Below are 18754 nucleotides of genomic sequence, written 5' to 3'. Positions count from 1 at the left end.
CCGGCCTGTGTTGGATGGCGAACGGTATGGTGGCGGCTTGATCACTTAGCCTTCCATTGTCCTTTCGCGATTACGGATATCGACTCCGTTAAAACACGCGACGCGGGATGACCGGATTGAAATAGCAGCGGTTTTACGTCACCGAATGCGGTACCGTGCAAACAAAATGAAAATTGTCCATATTATTTCGGGACTCGGGGTAGGTGGAGCGGAAACCTTGCTTCTGAACCTGGTTTCGGAGTCCCGCACCGCCGGTGGTACGCATGTCATCATTTCCCTGTCCTCCATCGACAAGATGGCGGACCGGCTGCGCGCAGCCGGTGCGGAAGTCAGGTTTCTGGGAATGCGATCCGGTGTACCGAATCCGCTGCTTCTGATTCGTCTGGCCAGGTGGATCGTCGAAGCCCGCCCCGACGTTGTCCAGACGTGGATGTATCACGCGGATATTTTCGGCGGCGTAGCGGTGATGCTCGCGCGGCTGATGTTTCGGCTTAGCAGGCAGCGCCACCGCTTCGTGCTCGTCTGGGGCATCCATCGGACCGAAGTGCCCACGGCCAAAGTCGGGCGCGTTCTGAATACGCTTGCACGGATGGGCGCGGCGACCTCCAACCGGTTGCCGGATTCGGTCATTTGCTGTGCCAACGCGTCGTTCAGAACTCACGTCGAGTACGGCTACGAGCGCACCAAGATGCGGGTAATCCATAACGGCTTCGATGTTCGCAAGTTCGTGCCGGACGCCACCGCAAGGACCGCGCTGCTGAACGAGCTCGGCCTGCCGGCGGGTTCCATACTGATCGGAATCGTAGGGCGCTCCAATCCTGCCAAAGACTACGATAACTTTCTGCGTGCGGCCGCGATGCTTCATCAGCGCGTGCCGGAATGCCATTTCGTCATGGTCGGAAAGGACGTGGATGCCAACAACAAGGCGCTCACACGCACGATGAACGAGCTTGGCCTCACCGGCGTCTGTCACTTGCTGGGCGCACGGAATGACCTGCATCGGATCATGCCGGCGTTCGACATGCTGTGCCTCTCATCCCGAACAGAAGGCTTGCCTACGGTCGTGGGCGAAGCGATGGCTTGCAGCGTTCCGTGCGTGGTCACGGACGTGGGCGATACCGGGCAACTGGTCGGCGATACCGGTCTGGTCGTTCCGCCGCGCGATCCCGTCAGTTTGTCGGACGCGCTCGAGCAGATGGCGACGTTGAGTCTGGAGCAGCGCAAGACATTGGGAAGGCTGGCGCGCGAGCGGATCGTCGAATCGTTTTCGATTACGGTGTGCTGGCAACAGTATCGCGACATGTACGCGACATTGCTGCGCGCGAAAGGCGTGACGCGTTGAGCGTCACACCTTCGGCAAGCGGTTAGCGGACGATCGTGGGATTCGTGATATCGATCTTCGGCCCTGCACGGTCATAGTCGGCGCTGACAAAAGCATCCCGCCTCGGACGAATCCACGTGGGCGAATTGCTCGTGATATAGCCGGTGACCACGCTGCCTTTCATCTTCAAGCCGGATACGCTGAAGGCGGCTTCCCTGCTGTCTTCGTCCTTGTGTCCGCTGATCACGACGCTGACGTTCTTTTCCCGGCTTCCCGGCAGTGCCTCCAGATAGACCAGAATACCGAACTGGCAGTGACGCGTGGTCGGATTCACGATCCGGATGTTTTCCACGATGTCGGTGTTGGCGTTCGGCTCGATGTCCAGTCCGGCCGAAGGAAGCGTGCCCGCTATGTTTTCCCACACCGGACTATCGAACAGAATATTCTTGCCGCTAATAATCGAAACACCTTGCCGACGACAACCGGACGCATAGTGATTCATGACCCGGATGTCGCTCGAATAGGGCAGACCGTTACCGAAGCTGTTGGCAATATAGATGCCGTCTCCCCAGCAGTTGATCGTGCTGGGCGACAGTATCGTTACATCGGTGCTTCCCGCAATGGAAATGCCCATGCCCCACTCTCCGCCCTTCACGGTGTTCAGCTCTTTACTGCCGTCCACGCGAGGGTTTTCCAGCACCACGTGCCGCACGTCCCAGATGCGGATGACCTCATAGTTTTGCGTGTCGTGCGGAAGCAGTTTGATCGAGGCGCCGGGCGCAAAGCGCACGCGGCTGTTGTTGCGCATGTGCAGCCCTTCCGCGTCGATCCTGCATGGGCCGGTAATGACCAAGGTCTTGCCGACAGAGTTATCGACCGCCTTCTGAAGCGCTGCGCGGTCATTCGTCTTGCCATCCGCCGTAACGCCGAACGATCGATCGATGACTTCGTCAGGCACGGCATGCTGTTTGGCCGCGACGTCGGCCACTGCAGCGAGAGGTCGCGTGATCGCACCCACCAGGCTGCTGAGGAGAAAAGCATTTACCGCTCTCCGGCTGTTGCGCACCGTGCACCCCAATAAAAAGTTCAGCCCCTCAAACGGCGCATTGCGCGCAACGGGGTGGAGGTTAAAAAGCGCATCGCCATCGCGACGCCCGGGACAGGCGTTCTGACGCTCGCGGCCTCTTCAAAGGAGATGAACCGCGAGCGGTTCTTCTTCACGAATCCCACTATCCTGTCGATCTCCGCCTCGCTGAGCGTATTGACATGCAGGCAGATCGAATACACGCCGAAACCAAAATGCAGCGGCGTTGCGAACAACTGCGGCACCGCTGTCAGCGCGCCGAATTTGTACGGATAGACGCCGCTGCCGTCAGTCAGATACTTGAAGTCGAGATCGGCCAGCGCGCGGAGCGTCGCTTCGTCGAAAGAGTGGGAAGGCGCCATGAATACCGGCTGCCAGACGCCCTCTTGCTGGAGGATCGTCTTTCCGGCCTGCAGCTTGGCGAACTGCTCCTCGTAAGAGAGACCAGCCAGTTCCGACTTGCTGCCGAGACGCAACAGCCCGGGATGCTCGGTGACGTACTGGTGGGTATAGCCGTGCTGCGCGATGCTCCAGCCCCGATCGGCCCAACCGCGCACCGTATCCCAGAACGCGTCTCTCGCCGGCTCGACGACGAGCGTCTGATCGAGACAGTTCGGCACGACGCCGACGAGCAGCGGCAGGTCCTGGTCCGTGGAAAGCTCATCGAACGGATCGAAGCGCGACCAGGCCATTTCCGGGGTGATGTCATCGAAGCGCAATATGAATTTCGGAACGACCATGGCCACTCAATCTCCTTCGGAATAGTTCGCTGACACCGTCAAATCTGCCGCTCGCGCTGGCTCGCCACGACCACTTCGCGCGGTGCGGGATCCAGTAATTCGCTATAAACCCGCAGCGTCTTGCTTATCACGATCGATTCGTCGAATTCACTCAACGCTTTAGCCTGAGCCGCAAGGCCGAGTTTCCGGCAAAGCGCGCGATCCTCGTCTAGCTGGCGAATCGCGTTGGCCAGTGCCGCGGCATCGCGCACCGGAATGAGCAAGCCGTCTTCACCCGTGCCGCTGACTACTTCACGGCAGCCCGGGACATCGGTGGTGATCAGCGGCAATGCGCACGCGGCCGCTTCGATCAGCGTCTTGGGCAAGCCTTCCCGATAACTCGGCAGCACCACGACGTCCACTTCGGACAGCAGCTTCGGCATATCGCTGACATGTCCCAGCCACGTGAGCAGTCCGTCTTTAGCCCAGCCCTCCACGAGTTCGCGGGGCACGGAGGCGGGATTGCCATCGTCGGGCGAGCCGGCAAGAAGAAACCGCACCGAGCGGTTTTCATCTCTCAACGTCCGCGCCGCCTCGACGTACTCGGCAATGCCTTTGTCCCACAACAGACGGGCAGCCAGCACGACCCGCAACGGAGCCTGTGCGTCATCATCGGTTTCCGGCCGGGCCGAGAACCGCGAACAGTTCACGCCGGACCCCTTGATGAGCTGTATCGACCGCTCGTCGACAATTTTCGCCCGTTTGAAAATCGCGACGTCGTCGGGATTCTGCAGAATCAGCGCATTGCGCCGGCCGTTCAGAGCGGAGCGCATCAGTTGGCGCACGACAGGCCGCAGCACGCGGGCTTTCAAATCCCGGCTCGTGAAGACGTAGCCCATGCCCGCCACGGCGTTGATTCGCGCGGGGACGCCGGCAAGCTTGCTCGCGAGCGAGCCGTACACCGCGCTCTTGATCGTGAATCCGTGCACGAGGTCGGGCTTTTCACGGCGCAGAAAGCGGACGAGCCATGTGAGCACACCGACTTCACGCAACGGATTGAGGCTGCGGCGATTCATCGGCACAGCGTGCCAGCTAAACCCGAGCGCTTGGAGCTTCGGTCCGAATTCTCCCGGCGGCGACAGCAGCACCACTTCATATCCGTCTTGCCGCAGTCTTTGCGCGAGCGAGAGCCGGAAGTTGTACAGGTACCAGTCGGTGTTGGCAAAGAGAACTACTTTTCGTCCGTTCATGTCCGCTCCTGAATCTCTGAGCTGTATGTAAATACGGCTGGTCACGATCGCAACCACGCCGCTGGGTTTAATCAGCGCGTTGACCCTGCAGTCTTCGCACGCGCCCCAACCCGTTCGAACAACTGGTCCCAGATCTGCAATACCGCCTCCAACGAATAGCGTTCCCGGACCGACATGGCGGCCTTCCTGCCCAGTTCGGCGCGCAGCGGGTCGTCCGAAATCAGCCGGCGCAGCGCGGCGGCCATGGAGTTTGCGTCGCCCGGCGGAATGAGCAGGCCGTCCTCGCCGTTGCGTGTCAATTGCCGCGGACCGCTCGGGCAGTCGAACGACACGACCGGCAGTCCGATCGCCATGCCTTCCATCAGCGCCATGGGCAAGCCTTCGTGACTCGACGACATCGCAAAGACCTGGCCCTTCGCCAGCTCGCTCCACGGGGTCAGCGTCCGCCCCGGCAGGAAAATCCGCTCGCCCATGCGCAGTTGCGCGATCTGCGCCTCCAGCGCCGCGCGCTCCGGTCCTTCGCCCCAGATCCACAAGTCCCAGTCAGGCCACTCGTCGGCAAGCAGTGCAAAGGCGCGGATCAGCAGATCGAACTGCTTCGTCCTGTTGAGCCGTCCCAGTGAAATGACGCGCTTGCGTGCCGCGGCCGGTTGCCGTTGCTGGAGGAACAGTCCATCGGGCAACGGATTGGGCATTACCGCGATGTCCTTCATGCCCGGCACGACCTTTCTGAACGGCGCGACCACGTCGTCGGTCAACAGCGTCAGCAGATCGGCCTTCGGATAGACAAAGCGGCACAGCAGCCGCCATAGCAACGAACGGTTATCGGCGAGAGGATTCGTGTGCTCGCTCACGATGATGGGAATGCCGAGCCCTCGCGATGCGAGAATCGTCGCGACATTCACATTCGTCAGAAACGACACGATCACGTCCGCCCTGCTATCGCGCATGATGGCGCGCAACGCCCTCATGCGCTGGATGAAGTTGAGCGGTCCCCGGCCGCGCCGCGTCACGAGGTCGGCCAGGTAGACGAACTTCACGGCCGGTGAAACGGGGTAATTGCAGGCGCCGCGCCCGGAATACGTGGCGACGAGCGTGACCGAATCGCCGCGCTCGACCCAGGCGTTGACGAGCGTTGCGGCGACGCTCTCGGCGCCGCCGTCCTGCATCGCGCTAATGAACAGGACGATATTCATGAATGGTCCGGATTCGGTCCACAGGATTGATGGAATGCAGCGCGCCCGGTACTCATTCCGTCACCCGCACGGAACGGCGATCGACGAGCCCTGAAGGCCGCGCGCCGGTTTGCGTGAACACGTCGCGCCACAGTGAGAACACTCTCGCCACCGAGAACCGCTCGACGACAGCACGCGCTCGCGATGCCATCAGCGCCCGGGTCTCGTCATCCTTCATCAAGGTCGACAAGGCATCGGCGAGTGCCTGCGGGTCGCCGACCTCGCGAACCAGCAGTCCGTCATGGCCGTGCGTGATGATGTCGCCAGGTCCGGCGTCGCAGTCGAAGCTCACCACCGCGCAGCCGCTCGCCATCGCCTCGACGATCGTCATCGAGAAGCCTTCGAAGCGCGAACTCAGAACGTAAAGGTCGGCGCGCTCGTACCAGTCAGGCATATTGCCGACCTGACCGGGCAGCAGCACTCGATCGACCAATCCCGCCGCCGCTACTTGTGCGGTGAGTGCGGGCCGGTCGTCGCCGTCGCCGACAATCACGAGATCCCACGCGGGAAAATCCTTCGCGATCCGGCCGAAGGAATCGATCAGGATATCGAAGCCCTTCTGCTCGGCCATCCGTCCCGCCGCGAGCAATACGCGACGCTCTGCGCCCACGACCGTCTGCGGCGCTACGAGCGGCTCCACCACAGGAATCGGCAAGGAGATCGAATTCGGTATGACGGTGACGCTTTTGCAATGGCAATGTTCCTGCAGCCATAGCTTGCTTTTTTCCGTCAACGCGACCACCTTGTCCGCAAACGGGTAAGTCCAGCGGCGCAGGGATTCCCAGAATCGGCCTTCGAACAGCATCGGCGGATGAATGTGCTCTGTCGCAATGACCTTGCATGGCAGGCCGAAGCCGGCCAGGATCGCCAGAATCGAGGGCCTCGTCTCGATACCGAGCACCACGTCCGGGCGCTCCTGTTTGAGCACTCGCCGCAATGCCAGCATCCGGCTCGCATTCGCAAAAACCGCGCCCGCCAGGCCGTTAGTGGCGCCCGCAAGATCGAGCGTCTTGCGCTTGACCGAGTCGTGCAGCGAATAAAAGTCGCTCGCGGTGGAAGTCAGCGTCACGACACAGACTTCCTGACCTTGTGCCGCCCATTCGCTCGACAGGTTCATGGCCACGCGTTCCGCGCCGCCGTAATGCAGTGAATGGATGAACAGCAGAATCTTCATAGCGGACCTGCCTTTTTATTATCTAATGACCGGTGCGACAGCGTGAGCGACAGATAGCAGACGAACGAACTGCCGCCCATGACACCGGTTGCAAGGACAACCCCCGTGATGCCGAACCAACGAATCAGGAAGAAATTCGCCACTGCCTTTACTGCAAAGTTCACGACCGCGATAAGAGCCATGGCTTTAAAGCGCCCCTGGCTCGCAAAAAGCTGCACCAGCACCAGTACCGAGAAATAGAAAGGAATCTGAATCAATCCCCAGCGGAACAGGCTGGACACCGCCAGCGTATCGGCAGCGCTAAAGGCACCGCGCTGAAACAGCAGCTTGACGACTATTGGCGCGAGCAGCCACGCCACCACCACCACCACGCCGCCGACCGCCAGCATGAATAGCGACCACTTTAGCGCGATGCTTCGGGCCCGAACGTTATCTCCTGCACTTAAGAGCTCCGATAAGACCGGCAAGGTCGCCCTGCTGATCGCCACTGCGCCCATGCTGACGAGCAGCGCCAGCACGCGGCTTGCATAGCCGAGCGTCGCGATGTTGCCGTCACCGAGACCGGCCACGAAATATTGATCCAGCGGCGTGGCAAGACTCATGACGAGCTGGCCGATCATGAACACACCGACCGCGCGGTACATGTGCGGCCACTGCGGCGAACTCAGAGAGAAGCTGAGCCGCGCGCGGATCTGGTCGGCACGCCCGGAGAGCACGCCCAACAGCACCGCCTGGAGGATGAAGCCGAGCGTGCTCCCCCAGATCAGCGGCGCCGGCGAGCTAGCGTCGTGCCAGGCCAGCACGAAGACCAGCAACACGAGCGCCGGCACGCACTCCAGCAGCGTGTTGACGTGCTTTTCGCGTGCCTGGAGACGTGCGGCATAGACGCAGATCGTCAGCATGACGATGCCGACCGGCGCCATGCCGAGCATCATCCGGCGCGACATGACGCGGGTCTCTTCCGAGAGGTTGCGCGCCATCAGGTCGAGCGCATACGGCCAGGAGAAATAGAGAAGCACAGCGAACGCCAAACCGACGACAATCGCCATCACGTCGAGTTCGCCGAGAAACTTCGCCTGCTCCTGTTTGGGCCGCGAGCGCAGTTCGACCAGCGCCGGTACGAGCACGACGCTCAGCACAGCGACAAACGTGGCCGGCAGCCAGGTGATCAGCGTGAGCGTGAGCTGATAGGCATCGACGACATTGCTGATGCCATAGCGATACGCGATCGACATTTCCTTGAGCGCGCCCGCCGACTTGCCGATGAGCGCGAACATGGAAACCCAGACCGCACTGCGTGCGATCCGGCTGTGGTCAGGATGAATCTGCGCAAGACGGTTTCGCCAACCTGCGATTTGAGACATTGACGTTACCGCCTTAAAAGAATCGACGCGTTGCGCATGAACCTGTCATGCGCGAAATGCGCCGGTGAGCTTTGGGCGCCTGAAGACATTACCGTTTCGACACGAAATCGATGTACCAGGGCATCGCTCTGGACAAGCCTTCGACAAAGGGGATTCTGTTTTCATAGCCCAACAGCCGCTCCGCCTTGTCGACATTGGCCTGTGAATGCCTGACATCGCCGGCGCGAAACGGCCCGAATACCGGGCGCTTGTCGCAGCGCACGCCGTTGTCGGTGAGCACGGCCCGCAAGCCATCGTAGAGCTGGATCAAGGTCGTGCGATCACCGACGGCGACGTTGTACACCTCGTTTCTCGCCGCCTCGTCCGACATCGCCGCGAGGATATTCGCCTGCACCACGTTGTCGACAAAGCAGAAGTCGCGGCTGGTTTCGCCGTCGCCATTGATCAGGACGTCGTCGCCGGCAATCAGCGCCGCCGTCCATTTGGGAATGACCGCGGCATACGCGCCGTCCGGATCCTGGCGCTTTCCGAATGCATTGAAATAGCGCAATCCGATCGTCTTGAAGCCGTACGCACGGGCAAACACCGACGCGTACAGTTCATTGGCGTACTTGGTGACGGCGTACGGCGAAAGCGGCTGGCCGATCTGGTCTTCGACTTTCGGCAAGCCAGGATGGTCGCCATACGTCGAGCTCGACGCGGCATACGTGAAGCTCGACACTTGCGCGTCGCGCGCGGCCACCAGCATATTCAGGAAGCCGGTGATGTTCACCTCGTGGGTCGCGATCGGATCGGCCACCGAACGCGGAACCGAACCCAGCGCCGCCTCATGCAGCACGTGATCGACGCCCTGAACAGCGCTCACGCAATCGTCCAGACGGCGGATATCGCCTTCGATGAACCTGAAGCGCTTCCATTGCTCCGGCGAAACAACGGAGCGTACTTCGTCGAGGTTGCGCTGATATCCGGTGGAAAAGTTGTCGAGTCCGACCACGTTCTGATCGAGCTTGAGCAGCGCCTCCAGCAGATTCGAGCCGATGAAACCGGCCACGCCGGTAATCAGCCACTGCTGCGGGTGCCCGGCGAGTTGTTGCCGTATTGTGTCGTAAAGATCGGGCATCGTTGCCTCCGGATCAGATGAGGAAGCCATCACGTCGTGATGGCATTACGTGCGATGTGCGTGGCATCTGGCATTGATCAGAGACGCAGATCGCTGGCCTCGCGGGGCAGCAGGTATTTCAGGTCGTACAGCACGTGCTCGGGCTTGCCGAAGACGCGAATGGCTTCCGCGCCCAATTCCAGGAACCGGCGGTGCGCGACGGCCACGATCGTCGCGTCATAGACACCTTTGGCGGGATGCTCGATCGGGTCCAGGTTGTGTTCGCGCCGGGCGTCCTCTTTCGAAACCCACGGATCGTAGACATCGACTTCGACGCCGTACTCCCGCAACTCGGCAACGATGTCGACAACCTTGGTGTTGCGCAAGTCGGGACAATTTTCCTTGAAGGTCAGCCCCATGATCAGCACGCGCGCACCGGAAACGCCGATCTGCCGCTTGGTCAACGCCTTCACGAGTTGCGAGGCGACATACCCGCCCATGCTGTCGTTCAAACGCCGGCCGGCGAGAATGATCTCCGGGTGATAGCCGATCGCCTGCGCCTTGTGCGTCAGATAATACGGATCGACGCCGATGCAATGCCCGCCCACCAGGCCCGGTCTGAACGGCAGGAAGTTCCATTTGGTTCCGGCTGCCTGCAAGACCGACTCCGTGTCGATTCCCATCTTGTTGAAGATGATCGACAGTTCGTTGATCAGCGCGATGTTGACGTCGCGCTGCGTGTTCTCGATGACCTTGGCCGCCTCCGCCACGCGAATGCTGCTCGCCTTGTGCGTGCCCGCGACGATAATCTCGCGATACAGCTGATCGACGAGTTCGGCGGTTTCCGGCGTCGATCCCGACGTGACCTTTTTGATATCCGTCACGCGGTGCGCCTTGTCGCCGGGATTGATCCGCTCCGGACTGTAGCCGACAAAGAAATCCACGTTGAATTTCAACCCGGAAACGCGCTCAAGCACCGGCACGCACTCCTCTTCCGTCGCCCCCGGATAGACGGTCGATTCGTAAATGACCACGTCGTTCTTTTTCAGCACGCTGCCGATGGTCTCGCTGGCGCCGATCAAGGGCCGCAGATCGGGCCGCTTGTAGTCGTCGATCGGCGTGGGAACGGTTGCGATGTACACGTTGCAGGCGCTCAGCTCCTGAGCGTCCGACGTGTACGTCATGCCCGTAGCGGCGACCAGTTCCTCATTGCAGACTTCGAGCGTGACGTCCCGTCCTTCACGCAACGCCGAGATGCGGCTACCGTTGATGTCGAAACCCACTACCGGACGATGCTTGCTGAACTCCACCGCAAGCGGCAATCCGACATAGCCGAGACCGATCACGGCCAGTTTCAGCTCGTTTAACGAATGCATGATTGTTGCTCCCCTTTATTATGGATTCGCGTCTTTGTCCGAACCCCGGGCGCGATTCAGCAGCACTGAATCTTTGCCCGGAGCCACGCGCGTTATTTCGTCGCGGCCGAATCGGAGTAGTAAGCGTCGTATGCGTAGCCGCCGTACCGGCGCGACTGAGAGTAATTGCCGCGGCTCACCTTGAATCCGTTCAGCAGAATGCCTTCGACTTTCGAACCCGTTTGCGCCAGACGCTTGACCGATTCGGAGATTTCTCCGGCACGCGTATCGGCGAACCGCGCGACCATGAAGATCGAGTCGGCGACGGGCGCCATGGTCACCGTGTCCGACACGGCAAGAATGGCGGGCGCGTCGAGCAGCACAATGTCGTACTGCTCTGAAGCGGCGCGAATGGTCGCCCTGAAATTGGCGCTCAACAGCAGTTCGGCCGGGTCGTGCGGATACTCGCCGCACTGCAGGACGTCGAGGTTCGGCAGAACTTCCTTGTGCACGGTATCTTCGAGCGAACGTTCACCCGTGATCAGATCGGCCAGCCCCGCGCCGCGTTGCAAGCCGAAGTACTGGTTCAGATGGCCGCGGCGCAGGTCGCCGTCCACCAGCAACACACGCTTGCCGCCCGAGGCGAGCAAGGTGCCGAGATTGGCCGACAGGAACGACTTGCCGATACCCGGCAGCGGCCCCGCGAGCATCACCACGTTGTTGCGTTCGCCGTTCAGCGCGAATTGCAGGGCTGCCCGCATCGTGCGCAGTGCTTCGACAGCCGGATCCATCGGGTAGCGGAAAGCCAGAGCCAGTTTCTCGGGGCCGCGGATCGCCATTTTCTGCGTCAGCTGCTCCTGCTGGTCGCTGACCGGAATCGTCGCGTACACGGTCAGGCCGGTGCGCGATTCCAGCTCTTCCGGATCGGCCTCGCCCTTGAACAGATAGTCACGCAGGAAAGCCAGTCCGATAGCGACGAACAGCCCCAGCACCGCCGAAATCAGCAGCACGAGCGTTTTTGCCGGCTTGACCGGGCGCTCGGGAACGTCCGCGGTATCCAGCAACTGCACCGAAGCGGACTGCCCGGCCTTGACCAGGCGCAGCGTGTCGATATTGCTGCGCAGCGCCGCGTACATGTCGGAGCTCATGCGCATGTCCCGCATCAGACGTATCGCACCTTGCTCCGCCGTCGGCATGGACTTGACGCGTGCTGCGAGACTGTCGACGTACTTGTTGGTGCTGGCGATCTGCTGATCGATCGCCACCACGCTCGGGTGCTCGGCGGTCAGGTGAGCCGTGAGGTCCTGGCGCTGACGCTTCAGGTCATAGAGGCGCGAATCCGCTTCAGTAGCCTGGCGCAGGATGAGCCGGCTTTCCTCATCCGCATCCAGCAGGCCGTGGCTGTTGCGGTAGGTGTTGTAGGCTTCTTCCGCCTGCTCCATCTGGCGCTTCGCTTGCGGCAGCTGCTGCTCGAGGTAGTTGAGCGACTTCTCGGCGTTGGCACCCTTCTGGTTCACGTTCTGGCGCACATACACCGCGCCGATATCGTTGAGGATGTTAGTCACGAGAACCGGATCGCGGCCCTCCAGCATGACGCCCAGCACGTTCGACTTATTGCCTTGCTCGTCGATCTGAAGGCCCTTTTGCAGCTGTTCGAGGGCCTGCTGACGCGAGTGACGCGTGAGCTTGAACTCCGCCCCGCTCTCGCCGTCGATCTTGCTCACGAGCAGATTGACCGGCCCGTGGCTGGTTTCGAATTGCTCGTCGACGCCGACGCGTCCGGTGACCGGCTGTTCCAGTCCCGGCCCGCGCAACTGGTACTGGCCGCCGGTCAATGCGGTGACGGTGTACGCGTTGCCTTCCTGCTTCCTCGGCACTTCGAAGGTCGGCACGCTGATCGATTCGTCACCCCAGACGAAGCCGCCCCAGCCGAAGATTCCCGGCGTCATGCGTGTGTCGACGTGACGCGCGATCAGGCCGCCGAGCACCGGCAGGCGCTTCGGCTCGGCTTCGATGTAGAGCTTGAGGTAATCCACCGTCTGCATGGCGATGGCTTTCGACCTCAGGATCTGCATTTCGCTTTCGGCCGAAGACTTCTCCTGGAACAACGACGACGCATTGCGCACCAGATCTTTCGAATCCGGCAGCGCGGTCGGCGAACTGTCCTCGACCCTGATCGAAATACTGGCTCGATAGATGGGCGTCGCACAAAACGCGTACAGCGCGCCCACCAGAATGAATGCCATTGTTATAACGGCGATCATTTTGCGGTGATTAATCAACGTATCGATGATCGATCCAGGATCGAATTCGTCGTTACGTTCGGATAATCCCTCTGACGCTTGATATTTGAGTTTCATGGGCACGTCTCGTCACTGGTTTTATTTGACCGCTCAGGCAAGCGGATTCGAACGAGGGAAATGTGCGATTAACGGTATTGGTCCTTTCCCTGACGCAACAGTACGCATAACGCTGCACCAAGTATGCGCGGTAGTGCACACAAAAAATCCCGCACTTTATTCGCTATAAACGGCTTGCAAAGCGCCTCGGCAAGCGGGAAACGGATTCTTTGAATAAGGGAAAACCACAAAATGTCCGACCAGACAGATTCGTGTTTTCACGTAAGGCAGAGGGGGATCGCCACGACGGTGGCGTAGAGGCATGCTGGGCGATTGCCAGCACGCTCCATTAGATGCGATGTGAGCGCGGATTCAAACCGGCGCGTCGGCCTTGCGCCGACCCACCGGCATCGGGGTGGCTTTAATCGAGTCCGAGTAGCGCGAGATAGCGCGTCATGTCGCCTTCAGTGCGGACGATTTCGCGCATCAGATCGGCCAGTGGCATTTGCCCCCACGCCACGGCTCGCTTGAGCAGATACGGCGTGGGACTGTGCGGCTCGTTTTCTTCGAGGTAGCGCGCGACGATTTCGATCAGCCGGTACGCATGCGCGCGGCTCTCGATATGCCCCGGCAATGCCGCGAGTCCCATTGCCGTCGTATGCTGCGAGTCGGCGGCGAGCGCCTCGAGTTCCATTGCACCCTCCTGATATTGCGCCGCCGAGGCGAACCCGTCTGAGTTCGTCTGCGCTCCTGCCTGCGGATAGCCGAACGCGTCCTGCCCGTTGCCAGCCTGCGTGGGCGGCAACGCGTGGTCGCCTAGCAGGTTGGTTGTCGCGCGAGCGAGACGCGCCAGCACGTCGCTGACACGCGACAGATTCGGGCCGTCGTCGTGCAAGCGTTCGTCTATCAACGCTGAGAGCGAGCGCCACGCGTCGAGCGCACCGCCAATCTGCCGATGCAGCGACATGAGGTTCGCAAGGTTGCTCCCTTTGGCCAGATGCTGCGCGAGCAGTTCGCGCGTCAAAGCGCCGGGGCCCGCTTCCTCTTCGGCAAGCTGCACGACGCGCTGCCAGTCGTCGAGATTGACCGTGGACGGTTCGCGCCCCTCGATCGCCATCAACGGCACGTGCAGCGACAACAGCAAGGAAAACGCGTCGTTCATCCAGACGAACGATGCGATGCGCGCGTCCGCGTCGCCGTCTTCGATGCGCGGCCACGCCTGATCCCAGTAGCGTTCGGCCAGCGCGGCAAGCAGATGCGTCCCGGCAACGAATCCTTCGATCCGGTGCAGATGCGTCCACGCTTCGCAAAGCCATGCGGCAAGCTGAAAATCCTTGCTGCAGCTGCCGAGCGCACCGCTGCACATTGCCGCGACCGCTTTCCAGTCGGCCTTGATCAGCGGGCGCTCCCATTCGCCCATTGGCAGTGTCGCGTCGTCATGATGGCGGGCGTCGCGAATCTGCTGATAGAGCGCGTCGTAACGCAGCGAAACGCCGCCGCCATCATCGTCGCCGCCTGTCACCGGCGCGAGCAGCGCTTCGAAATCGACGTCGAACGCCGGGGCGAAATCTGTTGCTTCAACCAGTTTCATAACGCGGTCCAGTCCGGCGCGCGCGCCGGGAAATTGGCGGGCCACGGCAAGGGAGTTTTCTTGCCGGCGGGCGTCAGCGTGAGGCGCAGGAACACGCTGCCGCGGGCCTGCTTCGGCAACAGGACGAGATCGGCCGGACTTGCGGTGCCCAGCGGAAAATCGAAGCCGAGCAATTGCGCGGCGCTGTCGCCTCGCAGGCTCGCGTCCGGCACGCGCTGCCGCGCGATGAACGACAGCAACGCCCAGGGGTCTGCGAATTGCCAGGTGAGCGTGCGTCCGTCGGTGGAGAGCGCGCGCTGCTGCGGATCGCTGACGGCCGTGAGCGGCGAGTCTTTGGCGAAGCGCAGCACCAGCGACACCGGCGTGCCGTAATCCCAATGAAGCGCATGCGGCGCATCGTGCAAGGACACGCTTTGCGAGCCGATCGACAAGGTCCAGTCGATCACCTGGTTCGCCGCCACTTCAGCGCCGCGATTGGCGCGGAATTCCACGTTGACGTCGTAGCCGGTCGGCGCACCGTCGTCGGCCGGATAGAGCGGCGCGAGCAGCGTTCTGACCTGATCGAAATTGTCGATGAACTGGCGCACCGAGGCGTTCGTCAACGAGGTCTGCACGCCGCCGCCCGAGCGCGCGGCGCGGAACGTATCCGACACGCCCGCGTAACGCCGCAGCATCTGACCGACTTCGCCGAAGTCCGCCGAACTGGCGTCGGCCCGGCTGGCCACGCGCATCAGGTTCGCCCCGTTGAAGGGCGGCCGCCCCGCCACGCTCTGGTTGAAGACCGTCGCGAAGCCGTCCCACTGCTCGCGCAATTCGTACACGAAGCTCTGGCTGCAGCGCGACAGCAGGCGGTCGTAAAGACGCTCGTGCAGCGCCGCGAAGTAGTCGTCGGCGCCGTTCGCGGCCGGACGGCCCGCAAACTTCGACATGCAACTGCCCGCGCCGGAATCGCCTGCGGCGGTCGCGACGAACTGCTCCAGCCGCAGCAAGCTGCTGTTCGGGTTCTTCAACCGATAGCGCTCGAGATCGCGCACGATAGACTGCCAGCGCTGCGCGAGCGGCGACGCGGCATCGGTCGTGTCGAGCGCCGCCAGATAAACGGACGCCTGCTTGCCGAGCGTCAGCGCACGGCTCGATTGCTGATCGAGATACACCGCGAGCGCGCCGGCATCGGCGACGCCGAACGCGGTCAGCACCGGCGAGCGGCCACTGCGCGGGCCGTCGTAGGCGACGGTTTGGCGGGTCGCATACAGCTCGGACTGCGTCAGCGCATCGTCGACGACTTTCAGGTGCGCCATCGCATCGCGCGACATGAGGTTGCCCAGATCCTCGACCTGCGCCGTAGCGTTCATCTCCGTCAACAGCGCTTCGATCTTGACGAGGCGCGCGCGCGACGCTTCGAACGCCGCGCTGTCCATGTCGCCTTGAGCCGGTTTGGTGGTCGCGGCGGCCGCGGTCTGATCGAGTATCAGCTGCGCGAACTGCACGTCGAGCGCCTGTTCGACCGAGGGCAAGATCGCCGGCGGCATCGAAGCGAGACCATCGGTCAGGAAGCGCTTGCGCACGTCGCCGAGCGTCAATGCCTGGTCGAGCTGCGCGCGGTCCCAGGCGATCGTCGAGCCATCGGTGAGCTCAGGGAACGCACGATCGCGCGGCGCCGTCATGAACGGCTGGGCGAGCAGATTCGACAGGCCGTCGCGCAGCGCGAGACGCGTCGCAGAGACCGCATAGCGCGCGTCCTTGTCGAGCCAGACGAGGCCACCGTCGGAGCCGTCGAAACGCACCGCGAATTCACTGCGGAACGCGCGGAACGCCGTGTCGTCGCGCTCACGCACACGCGCCGCGAGCTCCTGTCCGATCAGGCGATTCTGCGCGGCATGCGCCAACGTGCGTTCATAGACCGGACCCGGCGTGAACTGCGGCTGGCGCAACCAGTTCCCCTTGCCCGACGCGAGCAGATCGCGCTGCGTGTCGATACCGGCGACCACCGCGCGATAGTTGCTGGTCAGTTGCGTAAAATCCGCCGCGCCCGTGGTCCCGACCGACAAGCTATTCAGATGCTCGGTGATCGAACGCTCGGCAGCCAGCAACGCGTTGTCGGTGAAGAGACCGCTATCCACCTGTTGCGCGCCCTTGTCGAAGGAGCAGCGCAGCGCCTGCTGGATGACCGGCAGATTGATGCCGCCCGCGGCGTTGGTCGGATCGGCGACGCGCCGGGCCGGATCGCGATAGAAGTAAGGCAAGGTACCGGCCACGCTGCCCTGCAATTCGGCGCCGAGTGCGTAACGCACCACCAGCCGCAACGCTTCGGCATTGTCCGCGGACGGCGTCTGCAGACGCTGCAACGCCTGCAAGGCGGCGTCGAGTTGATCGGCCGAGCCGACGTACTGCTGGAGCGCGCGCATTTGCGGCAGGTCGTCGACAGCGAGGCTCGGCGCGCCGTGCATGTCGCTACGCGCGGCTGCCGGCGCCGCGCAGTCGTCGCCGATGATCAACTGGCCGGTGCTGGGGTCGCGGCTCTCGCCGGTCAGCTGGCTCACGCGCGAGTACATCTCGCGCTCCAGCGCCGTCACCGCGATTTCGCCGAATTCGCGTTCGAAGCGCTCCTTCACGCGTGCGTTCAGATCGTCGACCGGACCCCACGAACCCGGCATGAAAACCGTCCACGTGCTGTCGGTTTTCAGATTCTGGTTCAGTGCGATCAACGCGAGCGCCTTGCGGCGATACCAGTCCGCCGGCAGATCCTGAGCCTGCTGTGCGGCCGCGGCGCGCTCGTGCGCGTCGCGCTGGAGCGAACCCAGCGCGGCGACCAGTTCGCCGTTGCGATGGCTCAGTTGAAACGTCGCGACGGCGAGGCCGACGCCCCAGGTTCCCAGCAGCGCAATGCCACCCCAACGCAACGCGCGGTTCAGCACCGGACGCGCCAGATATTGCGAGCGCGAGGGACGCGTCAGGCCGTATTCGAGGAAGATCTTCTTCTCGAACAGGTCACGAAGAAACGCGGGCTGCAGCATCAACTCGCTGATCGGACCACCTGGTTCACGGCGGCCCGCAGGCGAATCGTCGCGGACGGGTTGCAATGCGCCGCCCGCTTCGTAGGCCATCACGCCGCCCGCCGCCGCTTCATCGAATGCGGGCGATGGGAGCGCATCGCGCCTCGGCGCCGCTTCGTCGCCTTGCGCCATGCTCCATTGCGCGAACTCGCTGCTGTCGCCGGTCAGGTAGATGCCGCGGAAGAAAAACGGCTCGTGGTACGCGCTCGCGCGCAGCAACTCGTCAACGTAGCGCTGTAATTGCGCGCTCATCGCCTCGATGCGTGACGGCAGCAGCAGGAACTCGCGCGCGTCCATCTGTCCGGCGTCGAGCGCGAACAGTTCGGCGCTCGCGTCCGAGACCGAGCGCATGATGCTGTGCATCGCCGTGTCGACCCAATCCGATGAATACGTGGTGGACAGATCATAAGGCGACGACCAGCCGAGCATGCTCGCGCGCAACGGCTCCGGCAGCGCGCGGGCGAACGGCGCGAAGCCGGTCAGCGACTCGCAGCCCGTGACTACGACGTATACCGCGAAACGCATCGCGAAACGATTCTGCGCGAGCCACAGGCGCCGATGCGCGAGCTTCGCATGACGCACCAGTTCGAGTTGCGCATCGGTGTCGTCGGCGAGCAGCGTCGCGGCCGGCACGGTGATCACGACCGAGTCGAACGGCCGCTGCTGCCGGTAATTGCGGCACAGGCCGAGAAACTCGTCCCACGGCTTCTCGTCGCCGTCGTCGTCGGGCGAACCCAGATAAGCCGCCTTGATATCGACCACGATGCCGCGATCGAAGAAGTGCCACGAGATGCCCTGAGTGGCGGCCGGACTCGCCGACTCAGCGCTCAACACACTCGCCACGCCGGATTGCGCGATCGGCAGCGGGCGCGGATCGTCGCCCTCATTGAGGATCATGATCCACGGAATGTTGTAGCGCTCGGCGCGCGATGCGATATTCCCTTCGATCAGTTCGACCGCCTGGCGAAACGCGCTGCGCAGCGAATCCGAGCGCAGGCGCACGATCTTGCGATCCGGCGCCGGCTTGCTGTTCGCGCCATGCAACGCGAAGTACAGCACGGCGCCGAGCACGACGCACACGACCAGCGTCAGCACCGCGATGGACAACAGAAACAGATTGCTGGTCAGCATGCTCGCGCTCCCCTGCAACGCGCGCGGCACGGCGCCGCA

The 18754-nt window shown here is 62.5% G+C and carries 12 protein-coding genes; 1 reads left to right on the top strand and 11 read right to left on the bottom strand.

Translation table 11 applies throughout. The annotated features are described in order from the left end of the window. Positions 1-145: 145 nt before the first annotated feature. Positions 146-1342, top strand: coding sequence for a glycosyltransferase (locus PQR54_RS12145; protein ID WP_408245827.1), 1197 nt, complete (start codon positions 146-148; stop codon positions 1340-1342). Positions 1343-1364: 22 nt separating this feature from the next. Here PQR54_RS12145 and PQR54_RS12140 read toward each other — a convergent pair whose 3' ends face one another. The 11 genes from PQR54_RS12140 to PQR54_RS12090 form a co-directional block, all read right to left on the bottom strand. Beyond that, a complete protein-coding gene (locus tag PQR54_RS12140; protein WP_408245825.1) occupies positions 1365-2339 on the bottom strand; it encodes a hypothetical protein in 975 nt (324 codons plus the stop codon). 68 nt (positions 2340-2407) lie between these two features. After that, complete coding sequence (locus tag PQR54_RS12135; RefSeq protein ID WP_408246077.1) at positions 2408-3145, bottom strand: DUF2334 domain-containing protein; 738 nt, start codon at positions 3143-3145, stop codon at positions 2408-2410. Between the two features lie 38 nt (positions 3146-3183). Further along, on the bottom strand, positions 3184-4374 hold the full coding sequence (locus PQR54_RS12130) for a glycosyltransferase family 4 protein (protein WP_408245823.1): 1191 nt from the start codon (positions 4372-4374) through the stop codon (positions 3184-3186). A gap of 71 nt (positions 4375-4445) precedes the next feature. After that, positions 4446-5570, bottom strand: coding sequence for a glycosyltransferase family 4 protein (locus PQR54_RS12125; protein WP_408245821.1), 1125 nt, complete (start codon positions 5568-5570; stop codon positions 4446-4448). A gap of 52 nt (positions 5571-5622) precedes the next feature. Further along, complete coding sequence (locus PQR54_RS12120) at positions 5623-6783, bottom strand: glycosyltransferase family 4 protein (protein ID WP_408245819.1); 1161 nt, start codon at positions 6781-6783, stop codon at positions 5623-5625. Then, positions 6780-8147 carry a murein biosynthesis integral membrane protein MurJ gene (gene murJ / locus PQR54_RS12115; RefSeq protein ID WP_408245817.1) on the bottom strand — a complete coding sequence of 456 codons (1368 nt, stop codon included), beginning with the start codon at positions 8145-8147 and terminating at the stop codon, positions 6780-6782. The genes PQR54_RS12120 and murJ overlap by 4 nt, the downstream gene beginning before the upstream one ends. An 88-nt stretch (positions 8148-8235) precedes the next feature. Beyond that, positions 8236-9267: an SDR family oxidoreductase gene (locus PQR54_RS12110; RefSeq protein ID WP_408245815.1), complete on the bottom strand. Its 1032-nt coding sequence runs from the start codon at positions 9265-9267 to the stop codon at positions 8236-8238. 77 nt (positions 9268-9344) lie between these two features. Continuing rightward, complete coding sequence (gene tviB, locus PQR54_RS12105) at positions 9345-10622, bottom strand: Vi polysaccharide biosynthesis UDP-N-acetylglucosamine C-6 dehydrogenase TviB (RefSeq protein ID WP_408245813.1); 1278 nt, start codon at positions 10620-10622, stop codon at positions 9345-9347. 92 nt (positions 10623-10714) lie between these two features. Then, on the bottom strand, positions 10715-12961 hold the full coding sequence (locus PQR54_RS12100; RefSeq protein ID WP_408245811.1) for a polysaccharide biosynthesis tyrosine autokinase: 2247 nt from the start codon (positions 12959-12961) through the stop codon (positions 10715-10717). A gap of 400 nt (positions 12962-13361) precedes the next feature. Then, positions 13362-14531: a type VI secretion system protein TssA gene (gene tssA / locus PQR54_RS12095; RefSeq protein ID WP_408245808.1), complete on the bottom strand. Its 1170-nt coding sequence runs from the start codon at positions 14529-14531 to the stop codon at positions 13362-13364. Beyond that, the gene (locus PQR54_RS12090) at positions 14528-18715 is read right to left on the bottom strand and encodes a type VI secretion protein IcmF/TssM N-terminal domain-containing protein (RefSeq protein ID WP_408245806.1); all 4188 of its coding nucleotides are present in this window, start codon (positions 18713-18715) and stop codon (positions 14528-14530) included. Before PQR54_RS12090 ends, tssA begins: the two co-directional genes overlap by 4 nt. Positions 18716-18754: the final 39 nt, after the last annotated feature.

The organism is Paraburkholderia phytofirmans, assembly GCF_046028095.1.
Taxonomy (GTDB): Bacteria; Pseudomonadota; Gammaproteobacteria; order Burkholderiales; family Burkholderiaceae; genus Paraburkholderia; species Paraburkholderia phytofirmans_A.
Note: the sequence above shows the minus strand (reverse complement) of the source record. Positions and strands in the feature narration are given on the sequence as shown.